The sequence below is a fragment of the Dictyoglomus sp. genome (assembly GCF_049968615.1).
Classification (GTDB): Bacteria; Dictyoglomota; Dictyoglomia; order Dictyoglomales; family Dictyoglomaceae; genus Dictyoglomus; species Dictyoglomus turgidum.
The window spans coordinates 16,945-43,602 of record NZ_JBMFQK010000005.1 but is presented as its reverse complement, the minus strand read 5'-3'; the positions used below and the strand labels follow the sequence as shown (position 1 = coordinate 43,602).

The 26,658-nt window shown below is 32.5% G+C and carries 28 protein-coding genes and 1 pseudogene; 15 read left to right on the top strand and 14 right to left on the bottom strand.

Translation table 11 applies throughout. The features are described 5' to 3' along the window. Window positions 1–12 precede the first annotated feature (12 nt). Window positions 13–1,836 carry a DUF2207 domain-containing protein gene (locus ACP5QL_RS05175; protein ID WP_428125846.1) on the bottom strand — a complete coding sequence of 608 codons (1,824 nt, stop codon included), beginning with the start codon at window positions 1,834–1,836 and terminating at the stop codon, window positions 13–15. Window positions 1,837–1,933: 97 nt separating this feature from the next. On the opposite strand from ACP5QL_RS05175, the gene ACP5QL_RS05170 reads away from it, so the two are divergent. From ACP5QL_RS05170 to ACP5QL_RS05160, 3 genes are all read left to right on the top strand, one after another. After that, on the top strand, window positions 1,934–3,076 hold the full coding sequence (locus ACP5QL_RS05170; RefSeq protein WP_428125843.1) for a C45 family autoproteolytic acyltransferase/hydolase: 1,143 nt from the start codon (window positions 1,934–1,936) through the stop codon (window positions 3,074–3,076). A gap of 8 nt (window positions 3,077–3,084) precedes the next feature. Beyond that, window positions 3,085–3,540, top strand: a complete 456-nt coding sequence (locus tag ACP5QL_RS05165; RefSeq protein ID WP_012582755.1) for a COG2426 family protein — start codon at window positions 3,085–3,087, stop codon at window positions 3,538–3,540. Between the two features lie 268 nt (window positions 3,541–3,808). Beyond that, complete coding sequence (locus ACP5QL_RS05160; protein WP_428125838.1) at window positions 3,809–4,570, top strand: LamG-like jellyroll fold domain-containing protein; 762 nt, start codon at window positions 3,809–3,811, stop codon at window positions 4,568–4,570. 49 nt (window positions 4,571–4,619) lie between these two features. Here the strand turns inward: ACP5QL_RS05160 and ACP5QL_RS05155 are convergent, their stop codons facing one another. Genes ACP5QL_RS05155 through ACP5QL_RS05145 form a run of 3 tightly spaced genes read right to left on the bottom strand, consistent with a single transcriptional unit; the run spans window position 4,620 to window position 8,624 of the window. Further along, window positions 4,620–5,966 carry a hypothetical protein gene (locus ACP5QL_RS05155; protein WP_428125836.1) on the bottom strand — a complete coding sequence of 449 codons (1,347 nt, stop codon included), beginning with the start codon at window positions 5,964–5,966 and terminating at the stop codon, window positions 4,620–4,622. Beyond that, window positions 5,966–8,017 carry an MMPL family transporter gene (locus ACP5QL_RS05150; RefSeq protein WP_272995443.1) on the bottom strand — a complete coding sequence of 684 codons (2,052 nt, stop codon included), beginning with the start codon at window positions 8,015–8,017 and terminating at the stop codon, window positions 5,966–5,968. The genes ACP5QL_RS05155 and ACP5QL_RS05150 overlap by 1 nt, the downstream gene beginning before the upstream one ends. A 19-nt stretch (window positions 8,018–8,036) precedes the next feature. Then, on the bottom strand, window positions 8,037–8,624 hold the full coding sequence (locus ACP5QL_RS05145; RefSeq protein WP_012582751.1) for a TetR/AcrR family transcriptional regulator: 588 nt from the start codon (window positions 8,622–8,624) through the stop codon (window positions 8,037–8,039). A gap of 252 nt (window positions 8,625–8,876) precedes the next feature. On the opposite strand from ACP5QL_RS05145, the pseudogene ACP5QL_RS05140 reads away from it, so the two are divergent. From ACP5QL_RS05140 to ACP5QL_RS05105, 8 genes and pseudogenes are all read left to right on the top strand, one after another. Beyond that, a pseudogene (locus ACP5QL_RS05140) lies at window positions 8,877–8,954 on the top strand (sugar phosphate nucleotidyltransferase); the annotation flags it as partial. Between the two features lie 19 nt (window positions 8,955–8,973). Continuing rightward, window positions 8,974–10,038, top strand: a complete 1,065-nt coding sequence (locus ACP5QL_RS05135; protein ID WP_428125833.1) for a glycosyltransferase family 2 protein — start codon at window positions 8,974–8,976, stop codon at window positions 10,036–10,038. Then, entirely contained in the window at window positions 10,035–10,955 is a 921-nt protein-coding gene (locus tag ACP5QL_RS05130; RefSeq protein ID WP_428125831.1) for an NAD-dependent epimerase/dehydratase family protein, read from the top strand. The genes ACP5QL_RS05135 and ACP5QL_RS05130 overlap by 4 nt, the downstream gene beginning before the upstream one ends. Then, window positions 10,948–11,889: an NAD-dependent epimerase/dehydratase family protein gene (locus ACP5QL_RS05125; RefSeq protein WP_428125828.1), complete on the top strand. Its 942-nt coding sequence runs from the start codon at window positions 10,948–10,950 to the stop codon at window positions 11,887–11,889. Before ACP5QL_RS05130 ends, ACP5QL_RS05125 begins: the two co-directional genes overlap by 8 nt. A gap of 7 nt (window positions 11,890–11,896) precedes the next feature. Then, window positions 11,897–12,955, top strand: coding sequence for a glycosyltransferase (locus tag ACP5QL_RS05120; protein WP_273333275.1), 1,059 nt, complete (start codon window positions 11,897–11,899; stop codon window positions 12,953–12,955). A 372-nt stretch (window positions 12,956–13,327) separates the two neighbouring features. Continuing rightward, window positions 13,328–13,969: a glycosyltransferase family 4 protein gene (locus ACP5QL_RS05115; protein WP_428125825.1), complete on the top strand. Its 642-nt coding sequence runs from the start codon at window positions 13,328–13,330 to the stop codon at window positions 13,967–13,969. A 56-nt stretch (window positions 13,970–14,025) separates the two neighbouring features. Then, complete coding sequence (locus ACP5QL_RS05110) at window positions 14,026–14,250, top strand: hypothetical protein (RefSeq protein WP_272996000.1); 225 nt, start codon at window positions 14,026–14,028, stop codon at window positions 14,248–14,250. Then, the gene (locus ACP5QL_RS05105; RefSeq protein WP_428125822.1) at window positions 14,247–15,356 is read left to right on the top strand and encodes a glycosyltransferase family 4 protein; all 1,110 of its coding nucleotides are present in this window, start codon (window positions 14,247–14,249) and stop codon (window positions 15,354–15,356) included. The genes ACP5QL_RS05110 and ACP5QL_RS05105 overlap by 4 nt, the downstream gene beginning before the upstream one ends. Before the next feature lie 72 nt (window positions 15,357–15,428). Here the strand turns inward: ACP5QL_RS05105 and ACP5QL_RS05100 are convergent, their stop codons facing one another. The 3 genes from ACP5QL_RS05100 to ACP5QL_RS05090 are packed head-to-tail and all read right to left on the bottom strand — an operon-like array spanning window position 15,429 to window position 17,038. Next, complete coding sequence (locus ACP5QL_RS05100) at window positions 15,429–15,869, bottom strand: HNH endonuclease (protein ID WP_428125820.1); 441 nt, start codon at window positions 15,867–15,869, stop codon at window positions 15,429–15,431. Between the two features lie 3 nt (window positions 15,870–15,872). Then, window positions 15,873–16,553, bottom strand: a complete 681-nt coding sequence (locus ACP5QL_RS05095; protein WP_272996005.1) for an RluA family pseudouridine synthase — start codon at window positions 16,551–16,553, stop codon at window positions 15,873–15,875. Beyond that, complete coding sequence (locus tag ACP5QL_RS05090; RefSeq protein WP_012582742.1) at window positions 16,538–17,038, bottom strand: nitroreductase family protein; 501 nt, start codon at window positions 17,036–17,038, stop codon at window positions 16,538–16,540. The genes ACP5QL_RS05095 and ACP5QL_RS05090 overlap by 16 nt, the downstream gene beginning before the upstream one ends. A gap of 99 nt (window positions 17,039–17,137) precedes the next feature. On the opposite strand from ACP5QL_RS05090, the gene ACP5QL_RS05085 reads away from it, so the two are divergent. Beyond that, entirely contained in the window at window positions 17,138–17,515 is a 378-nt protein-coding gene (locus ACP5QL_RS05085) for a hypothetical protein (RefSeq protein ID WP_428125815.1), read from the top strand. A gap of 126 nt (window positions 17,516–17,641) precedes the next feature. Here ACP5QL_RS05085 and ACP5QL_RS05080 read toward each other — a convergent pair whose 3' ends face one another. Continuing rightward, a complete protein-coding gene (locus tag ACP5QL_RS05080) occupies window positions 17,642–17,788 on the bottom strand; it encodes a hypothetical protein (protein ID WP_424662025.1) in 147 nt (48 codons plus the stop codon). Window positions 17,789–18,266: 478 nt separating this feature from the next. Here ACP5QL_RS05080 and ACP5QL_RS05075 point away from each other — a divergent pair, with 478 nt between their 5' ends. Both ACP5QL_RS05075 and ACP5QL_RS05070 read left to right on the top strand, forming a co-directional pair. After that, window positions 18,267–18,434 (top strand): hypothetical protein, encoded by a 168-nt coding sequence (locus tag ACP5QL_RS05075; RefSeq protein ID WP_164930967.1) that lies wholly within the window; start codon window positions 18,267–18,269, stop codon window positions 18,432–18,434. Window positions 18,435–18,559: 125 nt separating this feature from the next. After that, window positions 18,560–19,732, top strand: coding sequence for an HD domain-containing phosphohydrolase (locus tag ACP5QL_RS05070; RefSeq protein ID WP_428125812.1), 1,173 nt, complete (start codon window positions 18,560–18,562; stop codon window positions 19,730–19,732). Here the strand turns inward: ACP5QL_RS05070 and ACP5QL_RS05065 are convergent. Together ACP5QL_RS05065 and ACP5QL_RS05060 are read right to left on the bottom strand one after the other, a co-directional pair. Next, window positions 19,727–20,914, bottom strand: a complete 1,188-nt coding sequence (locus ACP5QL_RS05065) for a class I SAM-dependent rRNA methyltransferase (protein WP_012582740.1) — start codon at window positions 20,912–20,914, stop codon at window positions 19,727–19,729. The genes ACP5QL_RS05070 and ACP5QL_RS05065 overlap by 6 nt on opposite strands. 36 nt (window positions 20,915–20,950) lie before the next feature. Next, a complete protein-coding gene (locus ACP5QL_RS05060; RefSeq protein WP_428125807.1) occupies window positions 20,951–22,654 on the bottom strand; it encodes a lamin tail domain-containing protein in 1,704 nt (567 codons plus the stop codon). Between the two features lie 137 nt (window positions 22,655–22,791). Between ACP5QL_RS05060 and ACP5QL_RS05055 the strand changes: the two genes are divergently transcribed. After that, window positions 22,792–23,229, top strand: coding sequence for an OsmC family protein (locus tag ACP5QL_RS05055; protein WP_012582738.1), 438 nt, complete (start codon window positions 22,792–22,794; stop codon window positions 23,227–23,229). Between the two features lie 32 nt (window positions 23,230–23,261). Here ACP5QL_RS05055 and ACP5QL_RS05050 read toward each other — a convergent pair whose 3' ends face one another. The 4 genes from ACP5QL_RS05050 to ACP5QL_RS05035 form a co-directional block, all read right to left on the bottom strand. Then, the gene (locus ACP5QL_RS05050; protein ID WP_012582737.1) at window positions 23,262–23,864 is read right to left on the bottom strand and encodes a glycerol-3-phosphate acyltransferase; all 603 of its coding nucleotides are present in this window, start codon (window positions 23,862–23,864) and stop codon (window positions 23,262–23,264) included. Then, entirely contained in the window at window positions 23,854–24,900 is a 1,047-nt protein-coding gene (locus ACP5QL_RS05045) for a glycosyltransferase (RefSeq protein WP_428125802.1), read from the bottom strand. The genes ACP5QL_RS05050 and ACP5QL_RS05045 overlap by 11 nt, the downstream gene beginning before the upstream one ends. A 115-nt stretch (window positions 24,901–25,015) precedes the next feature. Next, window positions 25,016–25,615, bottom strand: coding sequence for a glycerol-3-phosphate acyltransferase (locus ACP5QL_RS05040; protein WP_012582735.1), 600 nt, complete (start codon window positions 25,613–25,615; stop codon window positions 25,016–25,018). Further along, entirely contained in the window at window positions 25,605–26,633 is a 1,029-nt protein-coding gene (locus ACP5QL_RS05035) for a glycosyltransferase (RefSeq protein WP_428125798.1), read from the bottom strand. Before ACP5QL_RS05035 ends, ACP5QL_RS05040 begins: the two co-directional genes overlap by 11 nt. Window positions 26,634–26,658 lie beyond the last annotated feature (25 nt).

The window sequence follows — 26,658 nt, the reverse complement described above, 5'->3', positions numbered from 1 at the left end:
CAAAATCTCCTTTTAATCTGCACCTCCGCCTCCTCCCCCTCCTCCACCGCCACCTCCTCCCGAAGAACCAGAGGAAGTAGAGGATATAACACTACTTGAAAAGGCACTACTAAAATCTTCAAGAGATGAGCTAAAGCTCTGAATTGAATCAGCAAGTCCCATAGCAGAGGAGGTGGACATAGGAACATACCAGCTTATCTGATCTACAGGCACATTAAGCATTTGCATAGCCCTTAAAACTTCTTTAGCAACTCCAAGAACTGTTCCGTAAACTAAATATTTCTCCCATAAGATCAAGGATGAAGGAGGACGCTCAGAGATTAAAGAAAAATCCTTAAGATATCTTCTAAATGCCTTCCATCTTAGGGCTAAAAGCTTTCCTTCCTCCGAATATCTCTGTACAGGACGTATGAATAAAGCAGAGATCACTATATTTATAAAAAGAATAAACCATAAAAATACGCTGCAAAAAGAAAGCTCATTTCTAAAAAGAGCAGAAGAGAAAATTCCCAAATAGTATAAAACTCCAAGTCCAATCCAAAGAGCAATTAAGATATAAAGCTTTTGCTTTCCCTCATCAATAATCCACTTTTTCTCTTTAAAAACATAGTTTTTTACAACACTGTCAAACTCTCTCTTGAAATTAGAAAGGTCTTTCTTTTTCAATTCCGATATATAAAATTCTCTTCCAAAACTTCTTAACTCCTCAAGAAGAAGCCTTAACTCTTCCGAAAGATCATTTTCTATCTCTTTATTAGTAATTACGATCTTATATTCCTTATGTTTTAGTCCTAAAAAGCTTCGCTTTTCTTCTTCCTCAATCTTTATATAACCTCTTCTTGCGAGCTCAAGAGTTGAAGCCACTATGGAGTTAGGAGTTAAAGTAGAAGCTTGATTTACTAAAGCCTCAACCCATGCGGGTGGGATATCCGCTGGAGGCTCCTGCTCGTAATCCCTTTCATACTCTACCTTTGGCTCTCTTCCATACTTAAAATATATCCGTAGGGGTAAGAAAATGCCTAAAAAAAGTAACAAAAGAGAAAATACACCAAAAACTTTTATGTATACAACCTCTCTCTGCTCTTCTTCAATCTCCTGTTTTTGCCATCTTTGTTCCTCATCTAATATAAGATTTCTTCCACTTTCTGAAGCTAATTCTACTTTAAAGGGATCAAGCTTAGTCAAATAACTCTTAGGAAATACAACCCTTACTTCTACCCACTGATGGGGGGGAATATTTCCTGCATAAGCTACAATTCCCTTATAATCTTTCTTAATACCTATCTTTCCATCTATATTAGGGTGTAGCCAGTATAATACATCATTAGTAGATTTAATCTCAGAGGGTAAATTTACTTCTGTCCATAAAGCAGGAAGACCTATATCCCAATCTCCACCCCATACCTTCCAATAAAATTCAGCCACATCATCGTAAACTTTTAAAGCATTTTCTAACTTATACCTTATTACAAAGGTTTTTTTGGTATTATTAGCTCTATAAAACCAGGTTATTTTATATTGGTTGCCCTCTTGAACCACATCAAAGGTTCCAGGAATTCTTTCTGAAGTCTCTTTATGATAAGAATAACCTTTGTAAATCCCATCAATAATCTCTCCAACAGAAATTTCCCCAATACTATACTTTCCTTTTGGAATAGTTATCCATGCCCGGGAAAAGGATCCGGAAAAATCATAAGTTAATTTATTTTCTACTTTAATCTCCCCTGTAGGTAGGATGTCATAGGTAAGTATTGCTTCTCTTATAAAATACTCCTTAGCATAGGCAAAATTTAAGAGGAAAAGAAGGATAAAAAAAATTTTTAAAAACCTCTTCATATCCCCTCCTAAACCATATAAACCTTCAAAAAAGATTATAACATTATTTTGTTAAAAAGAATTGAAAAAGAATATTTAAAAAGTTTAAAATTGTAATATGAAGCGAATATTTCTTCTATTAGTAGTTCTCATACTAATATCCTCACAAGGCTGTATCAAACCCGAGCCAGTATTAAAGGATACTGGCATAAGGATAGTAGAACTCAGAGGAAACCCCTATGAGATAGGATATCAACATGGAAAAGAATTAAAAGAAGAAATTCAATATTTTAGCCATAGGATTGAAAAACTCATCATATATAAAACCATATTAAAAACTGCCAAAGAATTAGCAGAGGAATTTGGGAAAACTTACCCAGAATTTAAAGAACTCATAGAAGAGATGAAAGGAATATCCAATGGAGCAGAAGTCCCCTATGAAAATATACTCCTTTTCAATCTCATGGATGAAATAGTATTAAATTATTACTGGAAAATATCTATAATTGGTTGCTCTGCCTTTGTATTTAGAAATAAAGATGGAAATCTGATAATAGGAAGAAATCTAGATTATGGTGTATTTGTAAATGAGCTTCCACTATGTCCTGTAATTTTTAAATATTATCCTGAAAAGGGAAATCCATTTATTTCTATATCCTTTCCTGGACTTGTAGGAGCCTACACAGGAATATCTAAAAACCTTTATATATCTATAAATGTATCTCAAAGCCACAAAACCAATATGGGCGCTCCGGAATGCCTCATTACAAGAAAAATAATCCAATATTCTAATAGTATCGATGAGGCATTAGAAAATGCATTATATCCCTATCAAGGTCTAAACCTATTAATTGCTGATGATAAAAAGGCAGTAGTATTAGAGATTAGCCCTAGAAAAAAAGCAATAAGAGAACTTGATAAAGAGAGATTCTTAGTTATAACTAACCACTTTCAACATCCCGAAATGATATCAGAGCAGGCAGAAAAACTCATTGAAGAACTTCCTACTCCGGTAGATGGCACTTTTGTAAGACAGATAAATACTAAGGAAAGAGAAAAGATAATAAGAGAGATGATAAGCTCAAAAGAAGAAATAGATGTGGAATATGGGAAGGAGATTTTAAAAAATGTAAGCACCCGCTTAACATTGCAAAGCATAATATATTTGCCTTTTCAAAGGAAGCTTTTTATTGCCAAAAATACTACTTCTCCTGTAAGTTATGGAGAATGGCTTGAATTTAATTTGAAATTGTTATTATAATATTTTCCATGAATATAAGTTTAATCTTTAAAGTATTTTTGCTTTCTATGACTCCCGTAGGAGAATGTCGAATATCTATTCCCTACGGAATTTATAATGGCCTTTCTCCATTAGAAAGTTTTATTATAAGCTTTCTTGGAAATACTTTAATGGGAATAATAATTTACAATATTATTAACTGGATTGGAAAATATATACTTAGCAAAGAGCCATTAAAGGGATATTATGATAGCTTTGTAAGGAATAAACTTAAAAGATTAAGAATATATTCCTTGGGGATTGTGTTTTCTCTTGCGGTTTTTGTGGCAATTCCCCTTCCTGGAACAGGAGCCTTTACAGGTGCAATTTTGGCAAGATTTTTAGGGCTCAGCTTAAAAGAAGCTATTATCTCTATAACTTCTGGTGTTCTTATTGCCTCAACCATTGTAACCCTTTTAACCCTTTCTTCAAAGGTAATTTTCTAAAATTTCTAAAAATTTTTAAAAATGTGACATACATCACTTTACGGCAAATTATAAACAATATAAACTATAAATGTAAAAATCTTTACAGGAGGTGGGAAAGTAGGATCAAATTTTTCCCAAAGTTGTTAAAAAAGAGTTGATTAATCATATTCTTATATAAATCCTAATTAACCCTTTTTTAATAACCCAAGTTTTCTAAAGTCTTCTGAATTTTTATTTTTAAAGGAGGGAACATGAAGAAAACATTAATTTTTCCTTAATTTCCCTTATGTTTCTTTTTATTAGCGGATGCATTCCCAAAACTAATCCTCCAACTCAAGGCAACACTCCCGTTTTTGTGGACCACTTTGAAAACAAAACAAATAATGAAAATAAATACACAAGTCCATTCTATGGAGAAACCATAGACTCTATAAGAAATATATCCTTTGTAAACGGTAAAGTCGGAAAAGGCGTTCACTTAGATGCTTTAAACAGTTATATATGCTATAGCACCCAATATCTAAACCCTACAGAGGGAACTATTAAATTCTACTTTAAACCTAATTCAGACTATCAGTTGACTTACTATGATTCAACTACGATGAATAATCGCTTTGAAGCCTTTCTCTTGGACACCGTAGGGTGGCTGGAAGCATTTTCTGGAGGCTTTTCAAATGTAATGCTATTTGGAGTAGATCAAAACACGCAAGAAAAAATAATAAATATGATTTTTGGAACTTGGAGTGGATACTCTTGGTCCTATGCTATAGCTGAAAGTATAACTTTACCTACAGATCAATTTACAGAGATTGCAGTAATATGGAATAAAACCGAAGGAAAAATCAAACTCTACTTAAATGGAATAAAAGTAGCAGAGAATGACTACAACACTGATCTTAACAATGGAGAATTGTTTTTCATAGGACAGAATCCCTTTGGGCAAAAGTATTATGGTATGGCATACTGGCCCTATGGACCTCATGCCATGATGGGAACCTATGATGAACTTGAAATCTACGATGTAGATATTTACAAGCTACCTGGTTAAATTAAGACATTAGAAAAGGGGACAAGAGTAATTCTCTTGCCCCCTTTTGTTATTTCATCTCTTTTAATTTAAAGTAAAATCTTACTATGGATTTTGCTCCCTCAATCCTTCCTGCAAAGTTATAATCTTTCAATTTATTTTCCCACTCCTTAAGCTTTTTTTCTCCCTTTTCCAATTCCATTAAATTACTCTTTAAGGTATCTTTTGACTTTTTCATATTCTTTTCTACATCTACAAGCCCTGGAAGCTTCTTTCCTTCAATCTCTCCTCCATAAAGTATAGTATTTAAAAGCTCTTCCATCTTTTGAAGTCCTTCAAGAGATGCACTCAAAAGATCCATAGCTTTTTTGCTTTGAAAATTTAAATCAGCCAAGAAATCTCCAATCTTTTTCACGTCATCGGACATATTATTTTCTTCAATTTCCTTTTTTACTTCCTCCGCAAGACTCAAAGCCTTCTTCCAATCTTCTTCTTTACTACCTTCTGCTTTGCTTTTTATAAATTCATAGAGATTATTAAAGCTCTTAGGATAGGTCTTTAAACTATCAGAAATAAAGTATGCTTTATTTTGATAGGACATTAAAGTAAAGGGAAGAGTAAGAAATTCTTGAGGTATAGAAAGAGTATTCTTCTCAAGACTTTCTAATATTCCTTTTAATATCTTTTGATGAGCTTGATTTAACATAAGAAATCCTTCTAATCCATTATAGAATTCCTTTAATTTTTCTCCCGTAGAAAGATCCAAGGGAGGAAGAGAAGGAAGAGCAGTAAAAGTAATATCAGGAACTTTTAACTTATTACTTTTTAAAGATAAAATTATCTTTCCATCAGGGATCGGATAAGTAAATCCTGTAACTCTCACGGTCTTACCAAGTACCATTACCATAAAATCTTCAGGATTTCTCAAGATAAGATCATCAGAAGGAAATTCTGTGGACATAACAATTCTAAAAGGCAAATCTTCAATGGGTTTAATATATATCTCAATATCTAAATTTCCAGATTTTCCCAAAAATTCCTTAGGACTTGCAACCTTTCCATTATATTTATAGGTGAACTTAAACTCTAAGGGAAGCTTTCTGTTAACCTCTGCTTTATAATAAATATTTTTGACCTCTTTAACATTTCCATAAAATCTTATTTTGTCTTTTGTAAAGTCCATCTTTACATCTTCAGAATAAAGATCAGGATTTTTAATATATCTTGCATCCTTTACTATCTCAAAGCCTCCCTGCCCCTGTACCTCAATCCAATTTACCAAGTCCACTTTTTTTGCTTTTCCATCATAATCCAAAAGGACATAGACAGTCTCATCATTTTTAATCTTTAAAGAGTTTCCCAAGGAAAGCCCAATAAGAAGCAAAAATATGACTCCTATAATAAATGCCCTTTTCATTATTTTCCCTCCCTCTTAATAAAAGTTAACTTCTCAATAATAGGATCAAAGGTAACAAGAAGAGGAATTATAAATAGAGTAACAAAAAGCACACTTATTATTGCTCCTCTACTCACAAGCATGGCAAGATTTTGCGCCATAAATATCTCAGAGAAAATTCCTAAGGGTAGCGCTATAAAAAACATAGTACCAGCACTGGTTAAAATACTATTTACACCTTCAAAGGCAAAATGAGCCGAGGAAACTCTATCAAGTCCCTTGCTCTTTGCCTCCAAATATCTTGATGTAAGGAGCACCGCATAATCTATAGTAGCACCAAGTTGTATTGCCCCTATAAATAAGTTAGAAGAGAAGAATACAAATCCATAAGTAAGATAATCTATGAGAAGATTTATGGTAATAGCCATCTCAATGACCAATACTAAAAGGAAGGGAATAGGAATAGATAGGAAAGATAAAGCAATTATGAAAAATATAGCAATAATAGAGATGAAATTTACCCTATCAAGATCCTTAGTAGTAACATTTTTCAAATCATAATTTAAAACAGGAACACCTGTAATTTTTACGTTATATTTTTTCTCCACATTTTCTCTTAACCTTTCCACAAACTTATAGGATTCAAGAGTACCATATTCAAAATTTGTATCTAATGTCACATAAGACGTGCTATCCTTAAAGAAATTTTTCACCACACTCTCTGGCACCATATACTGGGGCAAAAGAGGATCAACCATATTGTAATACCCCATAACCCCTGTAATATGTTCTTCCTTCTTCAAAATCTTTAAGATCTCTTGCCAATTTTTTGGACTCTCTTCTCCCACAACAAAAATAGTAGACCTTTTTTCAAATATTTCCTCAAGCTTTTTTTGTCCTATCATGGATGGAACATTTTCTGGAAATCCCCTTAGAAGTTTATAGTCCATAGGAAATTTAGGAGCCAAAAGAATAGTTGCTACCCCAATTAAAAATATGACAAAAATTATAGGTCTTGCCTTAAGTATAAATTTAAAAAGTCTTTCTCCAGAAAGCCTTAAAACCCATCTTTTTGCATTTGCCCACTTATTATAAAAATGATAGAAAAGTACAGGGAGAATAGTTAAAGAGAATATGAGAGAAAGCAAAACTCCCCTTGCTAAGATAAATCCCATATCCTTTCCAAGTCCGAACTTCATCTGAGTCATAGCAAGAAATCCTGCTATAGTTGTCCCTGCACTTGCAATAATACTTGTAGCGGTAGTCTTTACTGCAATCCATCCTGCTTCTTCTCTACTATTATTCTTTGCCTCTTCCTCATATCTATGATACAAGAATATGGCATAATCCATAGTAACTCCCATTTGAAGTATACTCACAAGCATCCTGGTTAAAAAGCTTATCTCCTGCCCTATTAAAGTAGAGATGGCAGTATTCACCAAAATAGCAAGGAAAATATTGTAGTAAATAAGAAGAGGAACATACATAGAAGGCAAAAGAAAAAACAAAAATATTATTACAAAAATACTTCCTATCAGAAGATATTTTGCAGTTTCCCTTTGAGTCAAATCGCTTAGATCTTCAGCAATAGCCACGTTTCCTGTAAAATAAGCCCCCTTAGGAAGAAGCTTTCTTATCTCCTGAGAAGCTTTTTTAGTTAAAGGACTTTGAGAAGATTCTATAAAATCTACTTTTAAAAAGGTATAACCATCTCTTATAAACCTACTTTTTAAATCCTCATTCCAAAAATATTCAGGGACAAAGATATCTTGATAATCAGAGATCCATGAGACCTTAGAAACCCCATTTATTTTTGCAATTTTATTTTTAAATTCATCAGCCTCTTTTGGATCCTTAAAAGGAAGCAATATGTAGCCTTCTTCTCCTAATTTAAACTTCTCTCTCAAAGTATTTAAAGCTTTTACTGAGGATAAATCCTTAGGAAGAAGAGAATATAAGTCATAATTAACTTTTAAGTTTAAGGTGAGATATAAAGAAAAAACAAATAAAGCCAAAGAAAAAATAAGTACCAGCTTAGAATGTCTAAATGCCCATAGGTAAATTTTCTTCATACACAATCACCATCCCCTTCTAAATACTTAAAGTTCCCAAAATTTTCCCCGTAAGCTCAAGGATAAAGTTCATTATGCTCTGAATACTACTTGGCTCTCCTAAATTTTCTGCATTTTTGTGTAATAACCCATATACTCCATAAAGAATAAAGGTAGCAGTTTTTTTAGAGTCAAGATTTCTGTCCTTTTTAATCTTTTCAATCAGTTCTGCAAAGGGCTCTCTCAATCCATCAAGGATTTTGAAAGATACTTTAACTCTTAAAGGAAAATATTGAGGACTATAATAAATATCTGAAAGAGACTTCATATCTTCAAAGGCTTTTACCACTGCATTGACTATTTTTTGATATTTCTCCTGCAGGGTTAAATTTTCATCTTTAAAAATTTGAGAAAGCTCTTTTATATAATTCTCCACATAGTATTTTATAGCCTCCTCAAAAATCTCCTCCTTTGAGGAAAAATAATAATAAAACATCCCAGGAGATCCCTTTACCTCTCGCAAAATATCCCTAACAGAGGTTTTCTCATAACCCTTGGACAAAAATAATTTAAGAGCAGTCTCAATTAGCTCTTGTTTTCTTATTTCAGGCTCTTTACTTATCCTCATTTCCTTCACTCCTTATTTTGAACGAACGTCGTTCGGTGCAAAATTATAACAAAATAAAAAGAAATAAGCAAGAGAAATATTGCTTACCCACTGCGCAAAATCTCAAGAAAGTCATCTTTGTTGTCCTACTTTCTCAACACCTTTTATGGAATATAATATTTTATTTTATTAAATCTCATGATATAAATAATAAAAAGCGATGAAAATATGCATAAGATATACTTTGCTTTTTTATAAGGAGATTATTAACCTATGAAAGGAGTAATTTTAGCAGGGGGAACAGGAACAAGGCTGAGATCTCTTACAAAGGTGACCAATAAGCATCTTCTTCGATTAAGGGTTGAATAGTATGAAGGGAAAAGACCTTATTAGTGTAGTTATTCCTGCTTATAATGCGGAACATTTTATAAAGAATGCTATACTTTCTATATTTAAGCAATCTTATAGACCAATAGAGATAGTTGTTATTAACGACGGTTCCACTGACCATACGTTAGACATTATAGAAAGCTTAGAAAATTTAGTTCCAAACAAAGAAATTTATATGAAAATCATCAATTTAAAGGAAAATAAAGGTGCTGCAAACGCATTAAATGTAGGATTCAAGGAGGCTAACGGGAGCTATATTTGTTGGCTAAGCGCTGACGATATATTTATAAATCCTAGAAAACTTGAAAAACAAATACTTACAATGAAAAAAAATAAGACTTTATGGAGCTTCTTTGAAAAATATTATATAGGAGAGAGTATTAATAACGCCATACTAATGGGAAATTCGTATAAGTCTAAAATCTTAAGTTGTCTATCCTCTATTAGCACAGATTTTCTCTTTTTATTTATAATTTACTCAAACCCAATAAATGGTAGTTCTTTAATGTTCCATAGGAATTGTTTAGAAAATTATGGAAGTTTTGATCCCTTATTAAGAAATGTTGATGCCGATGGAGATTTACTAATGCGTTACGCACTATTAAAAATTAAACCTGCAATTATAAAAGATGTGGGTGTATTCTATACACAACATCCGTTTCAAACATCCAAAAAAATAAAAGAAATGATTTATGGCTGTGATTTAACAAGAGTAAGGATCTTAAAACTATTAGAGGAAGAGGAAATATTAAAAGAACTATCAAAACTTATAGCATTGTTTTTACTATCAGCTATTTACAGTGGTAAGAAAATACATTTAGCTTATCCTTTTACATCGGAATTTTTAATTAATTACATGATAAATAACAGCCCCGGTCTAAAGAGGTCAAAATTATTAAATAAGGCTCTAATAGAAACAACTCAGCATATAGAATCTTTAGGCTTAAGTAGAGACAATTTCTATAAAGATGTCGAAGAAAAATCTAAGAGTGATGTCTTTGAGAATTTTAAAATATTGTTGAGAGAAAGGAGAAAAAAGTTATGATATTGGTAGTTGGTGGAAGTAGTTTTATTGGAAGAGGGATACAAGACTTAATTAAAGAAAAGCCTTTTGCTAAAGAATTTATATTTACTTATAACAAACACCCAGAGAATATTGAGAATAAATTCCAAAAAGTCAAATTAGACCTCCAAGATGAAAAAGACTGTGAACTTGCTAGAAATTTCTCATATTGCATATACTTAGCAGGTAATAGTTTTCACAATATGGCTTATAATAATCCAATTATGGATCTCGATCTAAATGTGAGAAATTTTTTAAATTTTATGAAGTACTTTAGAGGACAATTAATACTCTTGTCTTCTCAAGCAGTATATTATGGACTTACAGGAGAGATTCCTGAAAACATCATTCATTACCCAACTATACCTTATGGTATTTCAAAACGGTTTCAAGAAGAATATGCAAAGTATTTTTACAAAATTGGTTACTTATCAAAGTTATGGATATTTAGATTAATGTATGCCTTTGGAAAAGGAGAAAGAATGGATAGATTAATCCCTAAATGTGCAAAATCGGCTGTAAATGGGGATATAGTGAAAGTATTAGGAGGTGGTAGATCATTTTTAAATCCCTTACCTGTAAATTTTGTTGCAGAAATACTGGTAAATGCATTATTAACTATGAAGGAGGAAGATAATGAATTTTTAGAGGTAACAAACTTAAATCATTCTGAGAAAGTATCTGTATTAGACATAGTTAAATTCTTACATACTATAAAACCTTTTAATTATATTGTTGAAGAAAAAGGAGAAATATGGCCTGTTAGTTTCTGGGGATCTACAGAAAAACTTTCTCGCTACCTAAAAAAGTGGAATATATCTTTTCCTAATATTTGGGAAGACTTAGAAATTTATTTTAAAAAATTACTGACAAATATGGGGGAGAAAAATTATGAGTAAAATCCTTATTACTGGAGCGTTAGGTGTTATTGGAGGTTTTTTATATGATTCTTTGAAAAAAGATGGGTTTGAAATTATAGGAATTGACCAGAAGATTACTGATTATAGCGATTATATAAGAGCTGATGTGACTCATTTTGAGGATTTATGGAAGGTTTTTAAAAGGGAGAAAATAAGTACAGTTATACATCTTGCAGGAGAGGTAGGGAGACTAATAGGAGAAGAATATCCTCAAAGGATGGTATATGTTAATAATGTTGGGCTTCTTAATATTATTTCCTTATGTTTAGAATATAATAGTAAACTGATATACTTTAGTACCTCTGAAGTGTATGGAAAACTCTTTAATGAAGGGAAAGAGGTCAAAGAGGAAGATATAGAGCTAAAAGGTAATCCATTTATAACAACAAATATATATACTCTGTCCAAACTTTATGGGGAAGCTATAGTTAAACATTACGTAGATAATTATGGTCTCAAAGCATTAACCATTAGACCATTTATGGTTTATGGCCCTGGAGAATATCCCAATAGATATAGAAGTGCCATATCAATATTTGTTTATAATGCCTTAAATAATAAACCTATAACAGTTCATAAAGGAGCAATAAGAGCCTGGTGCTATATTTCAGATTTTATCGACGGGGTTAAATTACTGTTAGACTACCCTATAACAGAAAAATATGAGGCTTTTAATATTGGGTCCGATGAATATCATACTATGGAAGAGGTAGCAAATATAATCATTGAGGAGGTAGGAGGAGATTTTGAAAATTTAAAGATTATAGATCCACCTTCTAAATTTCTGAGTCTTGTAAAAAGATTTTCTATAGAAAAAATAAAAAATTTAGGATACAAACCTAAGATCTCTTTTAGAGAAGGTGTAAGGGAAGTAATAAAATGGCAAAGAGAAGTTCTTAAAAATTATTCTTGAGGTACCTATGATTAAAGTAGCTTTTCTAAGCGATTTCCCTTTTTCTATAGCCTTTGGAGGGAAAGAAGTTCAACTTCTTTCCTATATGGAACATATTAACAATGGAAATTTTAACATAAGAGTAAAGCTTTTAGACTTTTTTAGTATGGAGGAAACCTTTGATATAATTCACCTCTTTGGTTATAGTAACTGGTTTTACGATATTGTAAAAAACTTAAAAAATAATTTTCCCAATATAAAGATTTTTGTAAGCCCAACCTTCTATTATGAAAAGGAGACAAGGATGTTAATAGGGTCTCTTCTCTCAAAACTTTGTCCTGTTCCTAACTTTTTCTCCTATAAAAAATATTTTCTTTCCAAATCGGATCTTATTATTGTAAATAGTAATGCTGAAAAAGTACAGTTAATAAAGTTATTTCAAATAGATGCTCCCAAAATTGAGATAATATACAATTATGTAGACTCCAGCTTCGCTATCTTTAATAATCCTGAGGATGCTAACATATTTTTAAGAAAATATAACCTTGATAAGGACGAGTATTTTCTCTCCGTAGCCTTTTTGGACGAAAGGAAAAACACTCTTAATCTTCTAAGAGCATTCTTAGAAGTATATCCTATTTTGAAAAAAAAGTTGGTTCTAATAGGCAAATTTAGATTTAGAAATAATAACATTAAAGAAGAAGTTGAAAAATTAGTTTACACTAATAAAGACAAAATTCTACACATAGAATATATCGACCGAAAGAGCGACTTGTTAAAATCCGCATACTTAAACTGCAAAGCCCACCTACTACCAAGCTTTTTAGAAACACCTGGCTTAAGTAACCTTGAGGCTGGAATATTTAAAAAACCCATATTAGTAGGAAAATGCAAGCCTGTGATAGAATATTTTGGGGACAAAGTAGTCTACTGTGATCCTAATAGTATAGAGTCAATAAAGAAGGGAATTTTAAAAGTTAACTCTCAGTCCCAAAACATAGAGCTTTATGATCTTATAAGATCAAAGTACTTAGAAAAGCATTCAGTAGATAAATTAGTTAATCTATATTTGTCGCAGGTAGGTTAGCGTATGCAAAATGGTAAAAATATTTTTTTCCTTTACTACATCCCACATACTTTTCATAAAAGCTTAGCCCAAGCGGTAAGAGCTAAAGATTTGGATATATTATGTAGTAATAAAAAACCTTTAAGAAGAATTTTCTCCTATATAAAATTCTCTTTATTTACCTCCCCTTATGAGATTCTCCTCTGCGAAGGAACTTTTTTAATTCCTGCCTTATTTAAAATCTTACCCTTTAAGAAATTTAAGAAATTTATAATTAACATTTCAGCGGATCCCAAGTTGTACTATATTAAAACTAAAAAAATGAACCTTTTCAAGAGATTTCTGCATTCATTAGCAATTCCCCAGGTAGACCTATTCATATGCATAGGAGAGATGGAGAAAGATCTTTTAAAAGAAATATTTCCTCAGGCAAAATACATAGTAGCTTATCCATTCATCGAGGAAGAAAGATATAACAAACTCCTAAATCTCCCTATAAAAGAAAGATTCAACCATAATATTCTATTTGTAGGAAACGGTCCCGATCATTTTTATAAAGGAATAGACCTATTGATAAACACCTTCAAAATTGTAAAACAAGAGTTTCAAGATGCAGAGTTATTTATTTTAGGAAATTGGAACAAAGATATCAAAGAAAAATTCTATTATCAAGGAGTTCATTTTGTAGGATTCTCTCAGATCTATGAATATATAGAGAAATCATCCCTTTACCTTCATTTAGGAAGAGGTGAGGCTTTTTCGATAAGTACCATAGAGGTTCTTTTAGGAGGCTTACCTGCTATTGTTTCAGAATATACAGGAGCTAAAGAGATAGTAAAAAAATTAAGAGATGACTTCGTAGTACCATTAGATCCCAAAAAGGCTGCAGAAAAGGTGATAGAATATTTTCAATTGACAGAGGATGATAAAAAAGATTTGTCTTTAAGAGCCAAAGAATTGGGAAAGAGATTTAAGAAAGAGATAGTTTTATCCGAATTTATTAACAAATGGAATTCAGTAATGAGAAAGTTATGAATAATGCAAAAGTTTATATTGTTGTACATTATTCCGGGATAGAGGATATTTTGTAGATGATTAAGGACAATATGACAAAAAAATTCATAGAAGATGTATGGCTTATGGATGTCTTATATTTCGAGGATTTAGATTGGTCTAAAATGGCAAAAAGAAAAGGATATAAATTAGCACACTGTTGGAGAAGTAGAATATACCATAAAGAGGGAGGAAGCATAGGATCAAGCTCAAAAGGATTAGAAAAAAGTAAATTATCTGATTTTTATGGAATGAGAAAATGACCAAGGTTCTTCTTGATGCTCGAATGATAGATTCCTCTGGAATAGGTACTTATCTTCAAAATTTAATTCCTTTTTTGAAGAATCATTTAAATCTTTCCCTCTTAGGAGAAAGGGAGAAAGTAGAAGAATATATTGATATATCTAACTTGAATTTTATATCCATGAAATCCCCTATCTATTTTCCCACAGAACAAATAGAGTTTCTCCTAAAGATAAAAGATGTGGATATTTTTTGGTCTCCACATTTTAACGTACCTGTTTTCCCTATAAGAGCTAAAAAAAGAATAGTTACTATTCATGACGTATTTCATTTGGCCTTTGGAGAACTTTACAGTCCTTTTGAAAGGACTTATGCTAAATTCCTTATAAATTCCGCGGTAAATCTTTCTGATGTAATAATTACTGTTTCTAACTTTTCAAAATCTGAAATCATAAAATACACAGGAGTAAAGGAAGAGAAGATTAAGGTAATATATAATGGCGTAGATAGAGAGAGATTCAGAGTATATGAGAAGGAAGAATTGGAGAAAATAAAATCAGAATACAAGTTGCCCAATAGATTTCTTTTATTTGTGGGAAACGTAAAACCCCATAAAAATTTAAGAAGACTTTTAAAGGCTTTTAAGATCATTGCAGGGGATTTTAAAGACCTATTTTTAGTAATTACAGGCCAAAAGGAAGGATTCTTAAAGGGGGATAAAAAGATTTTTGAGCTCATAAATAAAGATACTATCTTAAAAGAGAGGGTAATCTTCACGGGACACGTGGATAAAGGAGATCTTCCATATTTGTATAATCTGGCAGAGATTTTTGTTTTTCCTTCCCTTTATGAGGGCTTCGGTCTCCCCCCTTTGGAAGCCATGGCATGTGGATGTCCCATTGTAGTTTCCCATATACCACCTCTTTGGGAAATTTGCAAAGATGCGGCTTATTATATAAATCCTCATGACGAGTGGGATATAGCTAAGGGAATAAAAGAGGTATTGGAGAATGAAAAACTTAGAAAAGAACTAATTGACAAGGGGATTGAGAGAGCAAAAGAATTTTCGTGGGAAAAAAGTGCAAGGGAACACCTAAGCTTGATAGAAAAGACACTATTTATTTGAGAAGCCTACACGAAATGCAAAAAATTTAGAACCAAGCATCCCTAAAATCCTCATTCCTCCCCTTTCCCCATCTTATATTAATACAGCGATATCTATTAACCATTCATATCTTGATCTTTCGTTAAATTTTTTAAAAGCCTCCTTTTTATGTTCCTCAAAAGTTTTTCTATCACAGTCGTTTACCTTCATAAAATGTTTTATAAGATCCTCCAAATTTGTTTTACCTTCTGACGCCAAAATTTCTGCCATACCAAAATGCTTTACTAAGTGGCATTTCTCGCACAAAGCCATAAAACCCTTTAATTTCAAAATATGATTCTCATCATCAAACTCCCATACTTCATGACATTGAAGTTTCTCTGAGCTTCCGCATATGGCACATTTGTATCCTGACTTCTTTAAAACTTCTCTCCTTATTTTATTCCAAACTTCCCTTGGAAGATATTTCCTCAAATTTTCTCCCCATGCACTTTCTGGAATTAGTTCTATAGTAAGCCTTAGACCCTTTTTCATCTTTTAAATTTTAATTTTTAAAAATTCACTCCAGAAATTTGGAACTTCTGTCTTAAATTCCATAATCTCTTTTTTTACAGGATGAGGAATCCTCATCCTCCTACAATGCAAAAAGATCTTATCCTTAAATATTCTTCCCCCTCCATATTTTTCATCTCCCAATATAGGATGTCCTATATAGGAAAGATGAGCTCTTAACTGATGTTTTCTCCCTGTCTCAGGTATGAGCCTTACAAGGGACAAATTTTTAAACTCTTCCAAAACCTCATAATGGGTAATAGCAACTCTACTTTCAGCTTTATTAGAGATTTTTGCTTTTCTTTCCCTTTCATCCCAAAATAAGCTTTCATTTATAGTTCCCTTTTTTATTTTGAAAATCCCTTCGCATATTGCTAAATACTCTTTTTCCACTTTTCTTTCTCGAAAAGCTTCCGAAAGTCTTCCTGCAGATTTTGAATTCCTTGCAAAAATTACCACCCCTGATACAGGTTTATCCAGTCTGTGCACAATAGCAAGAAAAACATTCCCAGGCTTTTGATATTTCTCCTTAATGTATGCCTTTGAGATTTCAAGAAGAGTAGTACTTTTTGTGATATCACCTTGAACCAAAACTCCAGCGGGCTTATTTACTACAAGAAGATGATTATCTTCGTATATTATTTCAGGCCTTAAAAGGTCTGCCACCTCAATACCTCAGAAAGAGATTTCTTAGGAGGTCTTTGAGGAATCTCTGCTGGATAACCCACAGCAAGCATGACCATAAGTTCCATATTATCAGGACATTTAACAAGCCTTTTTACATCTTCAGAATAAGCTTTCTTGTAAGAGTTAATCCAACAAGTTCCAAGTCCGTAAGATTGAGCAGCAATAATTATATTTTCTCCCGCAGCACAAGCATCTTCAAGGGCGGTTTCTGCGTCCTTTTCGCAAAATATAAGTATTCCTGCGCCAGCCTCTTTTAAAAATCTTCCCCAAGGAGTAATCTCAGCAAGCCTATTTTTTAACTCTTTATCCGTAACTACAAGAAATATCCAAGGCTGTCTATTATACCCTGATGGAGCAAGCCTTCCACAATCAATAAGGTCTTCTAAAATCTCCTTAGGAACCTCTTTCTCCAAAAATTTCCTTACACTAACCCTTGATTTGATAGTTTTTATAGTTTCGTTCATACCTTCTTATCACCACATTAAAAATTAATTTTCTCCTATATTTTAACATGTGATAAAATAAAATATGCATGTAAAGCTTAACTTTTATGATGGGGTAAATTGCATAGGGGAAATAAAATACTCTTAGAAGATGGAGACAATTCTATCCTTTTAGATTTTGGAACTAATTTTAATGAAGAGAACAAATATTTTGACAAATTCTTAAGGCCAAGGCAAATTTTAGGAATTTATGACCACTTACACCTAAGCCTTATTCCTCCTTTAAGAGGTTTATATAGGGAAGATTTAGAAATTCCTGGAATCTGGGGAGATTTTAAAGAACATTCTCTTTATAGAGAAATAGAGCCTCTTGCTCTACTCATATCTCACGCCCACTTAGATCACATAGGCTATCTCCCCTATATAAATCATAAAATCCCAATAATAACTTCTTTAACCTCGAAAATACATCACCTATGCAGAAAATTTCAACGATAAAATACTTGAATTCTGGAGAAAGATAGAAAAGAAAAAGATAAGCGATCTTTACGAAAGCTTCTTAGAAATTAATAACCATAAATTTAATATTGGTCCTTTTGAAATTATATTTTTTCCTGTAGATCACTATATTCCAGGAGCAGGAAGCTTTGCTATAAAAACCTCTGCAGGATGGATTGTATACACAGTAGACTTAAGACTACACGAAAGAAATGGAAATTTAACAAAGGAATTTATGAAAAATTTAAAAGAAATGGATGTAAAAGTGTTCATATGCGAAGGCACCCACCCTAATATTGAAAAACTTTATACCGAATAGGAAGTAAAAGAAAAAGCTTTAGAGATAGTTAAATCTTGTTTTCATTACGTAATTGCAGATTTTGGTCCAAGAAATATTGATAGGTTATTAACTTTTTTAGAGGTAGAAAAAGAAACAGGAAGAAAGTTAGTCCTAACCCTAAAAGACATATATCTTCTTGAGAGCCTATCTCTTATAGGATATCCTGACCCTAAAAAGGACGAATTCATAACCTTTTACGCAAAGCCTAAAGGAAATTATGACACTTGGGAAGAAAACCTTCTTCAAAAATATAAAAATATTCCTGGAAAAGTCGTAACAGCAAAGGAGATAAATAAAAATCCAAAGGACTATATTTTATGCATCTCCTATTATGATTTTCATATTTTATTAGACATTTTACCTGATAAAGGAGTATATATATTCTCCTCAAGCGAAGCTTTCAATGAAGAGATGAAAATAGACCAGCAAAAAGTAGAAAATTGGCTAAGATATTTCAACTTAGAGATAAGGGGAAATTTAGTAGAAAAAAGAGAAGAATCCCCTCTTCATGCCAGCGGACATCTAAATGGAGATGGAATTCAAGAATTTTTGCAGGTTAATTTATCCAGAAAAGGGTAAAACTATTTTCATTGATTAAAGAATAATTTCGAAAACTTAAGGGTAAAATAATTTAATATTAAGGTTTATTATTTTTGACAAAAAAAATTTGTCGTGTTAAAATTACCTAAAAAATTATGGAGAAAATGGTGTCTCTACTTGCTTTTTTGTTTGCTTTTTCTGAACAGTTGGATAGTCAGCTTCCTGAAAACCGAAGACATTCTTCTAGGGTAGCTAATATATCCCTCGCTATAGCAAACCACCTAAAGCTCCCAGAAAAATCCAAATATGAGCTTGTCATTTCAGCCCTACTTCATGATGCAGGAAATGGGAACAAGAATAATAATTACAACCATAAGGAAATTTCTGATCATGCCTTAAAAAGTAGCTTATTCCTATCGGATATTCCCTTTTTAGAAAGACCCGCCACCATAATAAAATACCATCATTTTTCTTGGAATTTAGGAAGAGGAGAATTTTATCAAGATGAAAAAATACCTATAGAAAGCCAAATATTAAACCTTGCAGAACATATTGATGAAAACTATGACAAAAGTAAATATATACTAAAAGAGAAGAATAAGATAATTAAAAAAATAAAAGAAAAGGGAGAGAATTTATTCCATCCTGATGTACTTAACGCTTTTTATGATCTTTCTCAAAAGGAATCCTTTTGGTTTGAAATAAATTATGATAACATAACTCCTAAGGACTTTTCCTGCGATATAAAGCTTGATATTGATTCCTTTTTACTCCTTTCAAAAGCCATTGCAAGAATTGTAGATTATAGAAGCAGGATTCAAGTAAGACATTCAAGAAACGTAGCAAACATCTCATCCTTTTTGGCAGGAAATTTAAATATAAATGATGAAAAAATAAAGAGAATAAGAATATCAGGATATCTTCACGATATTGGAAAAGTAGCCTTATCTTCAAAAATTTTATTAAAAAAAGATAAATTAACAAGAAAAGAAACAGAATACATAAAAGTGCATCCCTTTAAAACTTTTTTAACTCTTAAGAATTCCATTCCCTTTGAGGACATAATTATATGGTCTTCTTATCATCATGAAAAATTAAATGGAAAAGGCTATCCCTTTAGACTAAAGGGAAATGAAATACCTATTGAAGCAAGAATTGTAGCCACTGCAGATATTTACTCTGCTCTTTTAGAGGATAGACCATATAGAAAAGGAGTCTCTGAGAAAATGGCTATAAATTATATGAGAAGACTTGCAAGAGAGGGCTACATTGATAAAGACATCTTTGAAGTGCTTTATGAAAACCGAGAGGAATTAAAATCGGTTATAAGATTATAACTTTTTCCAAACTTGATAAATCCCACACTTAAGATATAAAGACTCAGGATGAGAAAGAAGAATAGGATGGTCTTTTGCTTGATAGCGAAACTCTACAAGACGAAGAAGTCTATTGGCATCAAAACTAGCAGACTCTATGACTTTTTCAAAAAGATCCCTTGTAATATGCTGAGAACAAGAACAAGTAATTAAAAATCCTCCATCCCTTACTATCTTCATGGCTCTCAAATTTATTTCCTTATATCCTCTCAAAGCCCCGTCAATATTTTTTGATGACTTAGCAAAGGCAGGAGGATCAAGAATCACCACATCAAAACTTCTCCCCTCTTTATGAAATCTTCTTAAAAGATCAAAAGCATTTTCTTCAATAAACTCTATCCTATCCATAAATCCATTTAATTTAGCATTTTCCTTTGCTATCTCTAAAGCAATACCCGATGAATCCACCGCCACAACTTTACTTGCTCCATATTTTAATGCATGAAGAGAAAATCCACCTGTATAACAAAAGACATCAAGAACCTCTGCTCCATCTACCAATCCCCTTAAACTTGCCCTATTCTCCCTTTGATCAAGAAAATAGCCTGTTTTTTGACCATTTTCTACATCCACAATGACTTTTATTCCATTTTCTACTATCTCCACTTTTGTATCAAAATTTCCCTTTAAAAAACCTTTTACCTGAGGAAGTCCCTCAAGCTCTCTTACTGAGACATCGTTTCTTTCGTATATACCCTTTGGCTGAAAAATCTCATCAAGAACTTCCACTATAACTTCTTTAAATCTATCTATCCCAAGAGTTAAGGTTTGAATCACAAGAATATCTGAAAACTTATCCACAATAAGTCCTGGAAGAAAATCTGCTTCAGCAAAAACCACTCTACAAGAATCGGTATCTACTACTTTTTTTCTATACTCCCAAGCTTTAAGAATCCTTTCTCTAAAAAATTCTTTATCTATTTCCTCTTCCTTTCTTGTAAGAATCCTTATTCTTATCTTTGAATTGGGATTTATAAACCCTCTTCCTATAAAGCTTTTGCTTACATCATAAATATCTACAACATCCCCTGGCAAAAAATCTCCCTCAATCTTCAATATCTCATTATCATAAATCCAAGGATTTCCCCTAACAACCTTTGTATGCACTCCTTTTTTAAGAATAACTCTTGCCCTCTCTAACAAACCAAATCACCTTTTAAAGCAAAAAAAGAAAGATACTTAAGGAGAGATCGAATTTTTAGAACCAGGACTACAATACACTTCATATCTCTTACCTTGATTATTATTCTCCCATTGAATAAAAACAGTATAACAAAGACTAATAGAAGAGGCAACATTCCGAACATAATTATCTTCTCTCCTAAATAGACCAAGTAAGCCTAAATTCTTAATTTCAATAGAATAATACCTATCTAAATAAGTAGAAGTATAAGGAAATCCACCTAAGGATGGGGAGTAATAGAAATAATCAATAGTATAACTATTTGTACCATTAGGAGGATTAAAGCTTTGATTTCTTTGTAAAAGAGTAATAGTAAAGGAAGTATCAGGTAGATTAGTATATGTAGGACTAGCTAAGGATGGTGAATTTGTTTTCATGTAGATAATACTTTCTGATAAACCGTAGTAACTTTTTATATTTGCTGCAGAACTACTTACAACAGCATACTCTCCAGGATTAAGGATCCATTTTGTTGAAGAATAGATAGGATTTGAATTTGTATAAACAGAATAAAAATTATTCTTAGACCAATCTATAGTTAAATCAATGCTTGAATAGGTGGGATTATGAATTTCAATATATTCCCGTTCATTCTGATTTGAATTTGACCAGCCCAAAATCACATAAGGACAAGGTAAATACATGACTTCTGTGATTACAAGTTTGGGAAGCAAACAATAAGCTACATAGTCAACGTTTCCCTGATTAATCACAAAATTTAAATTTTGAGAATCACCCCAATTATTCGGATCTTGAGAGGGAGCATTTAAAGATTTCCTTACCAAGGAGTAAAAATCCCTATATCGCCCTGAAGTACTCTTAGGATATCCACCCCAAGTAGAAGAATAACTGATTTGATCTACTACTCTATTAAAATTGTTACGAAGTACCACAGTATCCGAATTAGAACTAAGAGGGTTTCCATTTAATCCCAAACCACCGCTTGAAGTTTTTATATAAGAAGCATAGTAAGGTAAAGGAAAATAATAAGTATCAATAAGATTTGATCCCGATGACCCAATAACAGCTGACTTTCCAGGATATAATGTCCAAGTACCACTTACCAAGGTGGTAAACTGATTACCATTTATACTCCATCCTCTAAGATCAACAGGGGTATTTGAATTGTTATATATAACCACAAATTGAGAATTAGAAGTTCCAACATTATTGCTATTTTTATCTTTAGAAGGAGGATAATACATTATCTCTGTAATCACAACCTCACCTGTTACCCTTGGCATCTCTGCCCTTAGTGCCACAGTACTTGCCATATTCCTTCCATCGGTCATAGTTATAGTAAAAGCTATTATCCTTATATCGCTAGGAGCAGTAGTATAAGTAAAGTCATCCTTCATCCCTGTAAAAGTGATGCTACTTATTGGTCCTGCAAGAATCTGCCCATCAACTCCCAAATAACTTTTACCATCAGCCCCTGTTATTAAAGAGTAAGTATGCGTCACTCCTGTACTGAGTTCAATGGAAAAGGAAGTAGAACTCAAGGATAACACTCTTCTTCCCTGTCTTATATCCCTGGTAAGCCTATCCATTGCGGTATTTAGATTTGAAATAACTTCTCTCTCCTCAGATTTGAGTAAGAAAAGATCTATTGAGTTTGATAAAATGCTTACTAAGCCAATAACAATTATTCCAAGGATAAAAACAGTTATTAAAATCTCTATAAATGTGAGACCCCTCATTTTATCCCTTACCATATATTTTTATTATATCAATAAACCAAAAGCTTATAAAGTGGATTTTTGTAATCTTTACTTTTTTGGTATTAAATTATATAATTAACTGTTAAGAATAAAAAATATAACAAGGAGGTTAGGAAATGGCAAACTTAGTAACCTTTAAGGCAAAGGGAGAATGGAAAGGCAATCTTAAGGTTGAGGTAAATATTAGAAATAAGTTCACAATTAATATGGATGAGCCTCCATCTCTTGGTGGAGAGGATACCGCTCCAAACCCTGTTGAAGTTGTACTTGCCGCATTAATTGGTTGCCTTGGAATTGTAATACCAGTAGTAGCAAGAGAGAAAAATATACCCTTAGAAAGTATTGAAATTGAAACTGAAGGAGACTTAGATCCAAGAGGATTTATGGGAGATCCAAGTGTTAGAGCAGGATATCAAGAGGTAAGAGCAAAGGTTAAAATTATCTCTCCAGTTGAAAGAGAAAGAATTGAGGAGCTAATGAAGGAAGTAGAAAGAAGATGTCCCGTATCTGACATTATAAGAAATCCTGTAAATTTAAAGATTAGCTTAGAATAAAATTTTAGGCAGTCCTGATACTTTAACCTATATCAGGATTGCCCTCTTAAATATCCCCATAAATCCTTATAGTGCTTATATAAGATAACAGCAAAATTTCCATCGTAAAAAATAAGAAGATGAAAATCTCCATGGAAAGATTTGTAAATTATATAGGGCAAAAGAAATAAATAACCAAGAATTACCCTAAAAGCATCCTCTTGAACAGTAGTACCCTTGGGTTTAATAATAGTAAATATGGTAAAAATAGTTCCAAGAAGCATAGGTGCCTCCCACTTAGTAAGTACAGACCATGCTCCAAAGGAAACCGCCACCGCCTTTCCTCCCTTAAACCTCAAGATGGGAGAAAAAGCATGTCCTAAAACCCCTGAAAGGGCAGCTAAAGAAATGACAAAATTATCTTTTACTATTCCTAAGGATACAAAAATTGCAAGGGGAAGAGCTCCCTTAAGATAATCAAGAAAGAGTGCTAAAATCCCATATTTCCAGCCTACTGCTCTCCACAAATTAGAGGCTCCAGGATTCCCATCCCTTATTTTTGAAAGATCCACTTTTAAAATCCTTGCTATGATATAAGAATACATAATAGAGCCAGAAAGAAATTGTAATAATATTACTCCTAAATTAACCCACACGAATTTTCCTCCCCTTCCATATTACCGTTTTTACAAAAAATATTCTAATAATGGAATATAAAAAAATGGAAAGGAAAAATAAAAAATGCAAAGGATAAAAGAAAGCATCATACCATTTATAATCTCCAAGTCTTCTTTGTATTGCAAAAAGTTGAGTAGCATAAAGAGCATATAAAAAATTTAAAACTGTACTCCTAAAATAAAAAATACTTCCATAAACCCCTGTTATATATAGAAAAACTAGTAAAAAATTTAATAGACTAATAGAAAATGCACCCTTTGCAATGTTCTTAGTAAACCCTTCAATAAGATCTCTCAACCCCTTAGGATACATTCTGAATTTTATATATTCCCCACCTAAAAAATTGTTTACTGGAACCCCTTTCTTTATACAAAGGTTCCCAAAATGAAGATCTTCCACCACTTTGTCCCTAACTTCCTTATGTCCCCCTACCTTCTCATAATACTCCCTTGAAATCATCATAGAGGGACCAAAGGCTCCCTCTTTCTTAATGGCACACATAGTAATAACAGCGCCAATGTTAAAAATAAAGTTCAAATGCTCATAAAATTTTTCAAATCTCTGATATGGCCAACAGGAAATTAACCCACCGTACCTCTCATAATTACTCAACATTACCTCTATAAATTCTTCCCTCGGCTCTACATCTGCATCTAAAAATAATAAAATCTCTCCCCTTGACTCCAGATATCCATTCCATATTGCCCAGTTCTTCCCTACCCAACCTTCTGGTGGATCTTCATATAAAGACACTACTTTCACTCCGTACCTTTTTGCTACTTCTTCCGTATTATCTTCGGAATTGTCATTCACTACTATCACTTCATAGGGTTTATAGGTTTGCTTTTGTAGTAAATATAGAAGCTTATCTAAATTCTTCTCTTCATTCCTCGCTGGTATTATCACCGAAACTTTATATTCCCCTGAAATTTCCCCTTCTTTCTTTAGAAATCTCAGACTCTTGTAGTATACCCACCCTATTAGCCAAAAGATTAAAAATAAGATAATTCTCATTTGAGAAAATTATACCATAAAGTCAATTATAATCCACATATATCCTTAAACTCTCCTCAAATATATATCTCTTAAAATTAAACAGGAATAACCAAAACTACAAAACTTGCCTTCTTTATGCATTTGCAAAAACCTTTAAAAGCTCATTCCTATGAGAATATGCTATTATTCCAAAATTTCCAAGATAAAGAATAAGTATATAGAGGTGTCCAGTAAAAACTTTATAAATCACGTAAGGCACTAAACACAAAAATCCATAAAAGACCTTTAAGGCATCCTCCTCTGGCGTTGCACCTCGCATTTTAGCAAGGTTGAATATAAACATGGAGAGACCTAAAAATAAAGGTCCTTCAAGCCCTGTAACTACCGTCCAGGCTCCAAAGGAAACCGCAACTCCTTTTCCTCCTTTTCCCTCCATAAAAGGAGAAAACACATGTCCGAATATTCCAGCAAGGGCAGAAATAGTAATAAGCCATTTATCTTTTATATCTTTATACCTTACAAACCAAAGAAGGGGATAAATACCTTTCAAATAATCAAGAAGTGCCCCAATCAAACCTATCTTCCAGTTAGTAGAAATCCATAAATTATAGGCTCCTGGATTTCCATCCCTCACCTTTCTTAAATCTATATTCAAAAGTTTTGCAATAAAATAAGAGTACATAACTGAACCTGAGAGAAATTGGAGAAGGATAATTAGAATTTTATCCCACATTTATTTTTCTCCCCTTCCACGATACTGATTTAAATAGAAAAGTCTTAAAAGTAGAATATAACAAAACTGTTATAAAAAACATAAAATGAATAGGATATATTATAGAATCTACAATACTGTAATCTCCTAATCTACGAGAGATTATATAGAGCTGAAAAGAGAATAAAAGATAGCAAAGATTTATGAGATTTTCAAAAGCAAAACTTCCAAAAACTCCATAAAACCACATCAAAAGATATAAAAACTTGGTAAAACTTAAAGAGACTACTCCCTGAGAAGAATTTTTGGAAAAACCTTCAATAAGATCTCTCAACCCCTTAGGATACATTCTGAATTTTATATATTCCCCACCTAAAAAATTGTTTACTGGAACCCCTTTCTTTATACAAAGGTTCCCAAAATGAAGATCTTCCACCACTTTGTCCCTAACTTCCTTATGTCCCCCTACCTTCTCATAATCCTCCCTTGAAATCATCATAGAGGGACCAAAGGCTCCCTCTTTTTTAATGGCACACATAGTAATAACAGCGCCAATGTTAAAAATAAAGTTCAAATGCTCATAAAATTTTTCAAATCTCTGATATGGCCAACAGGAAATTAACCCACCGTACCTCTCATAATTACTCAACATTACCTCTATAAATTCTTCCCTCGGCTCTACATCTGCATCTAAAAATAATAAAATCTCTCCCCTTGACTCCAGATATCCATTCCATATTGCCCAGTTCTTCCCTACCCAACCTTCTGGTGGATCTTCATATAAAGACACTACTTTCACTCCGTACCTTTTTGCTACTTCTTCCGTATTATCTTCGGAATTGTCATTCACTACTATCACTTCATAGGGTTTATAGGTTTGCTTTTGTAGTAAATATAGAAGCTTATCTAAATTCTTCTCTTCATTCCTCGCTGGTATTATCACCGAAACTTTATATTCCCCTGAAATTTCCCCTTCTTTCTTTAGAAATCTCAGACTCTTGTAGTATACCCACCCTATTAGCCAGGATAAAAAATACAATACCCCTCTCATTTGAAAGTATTAT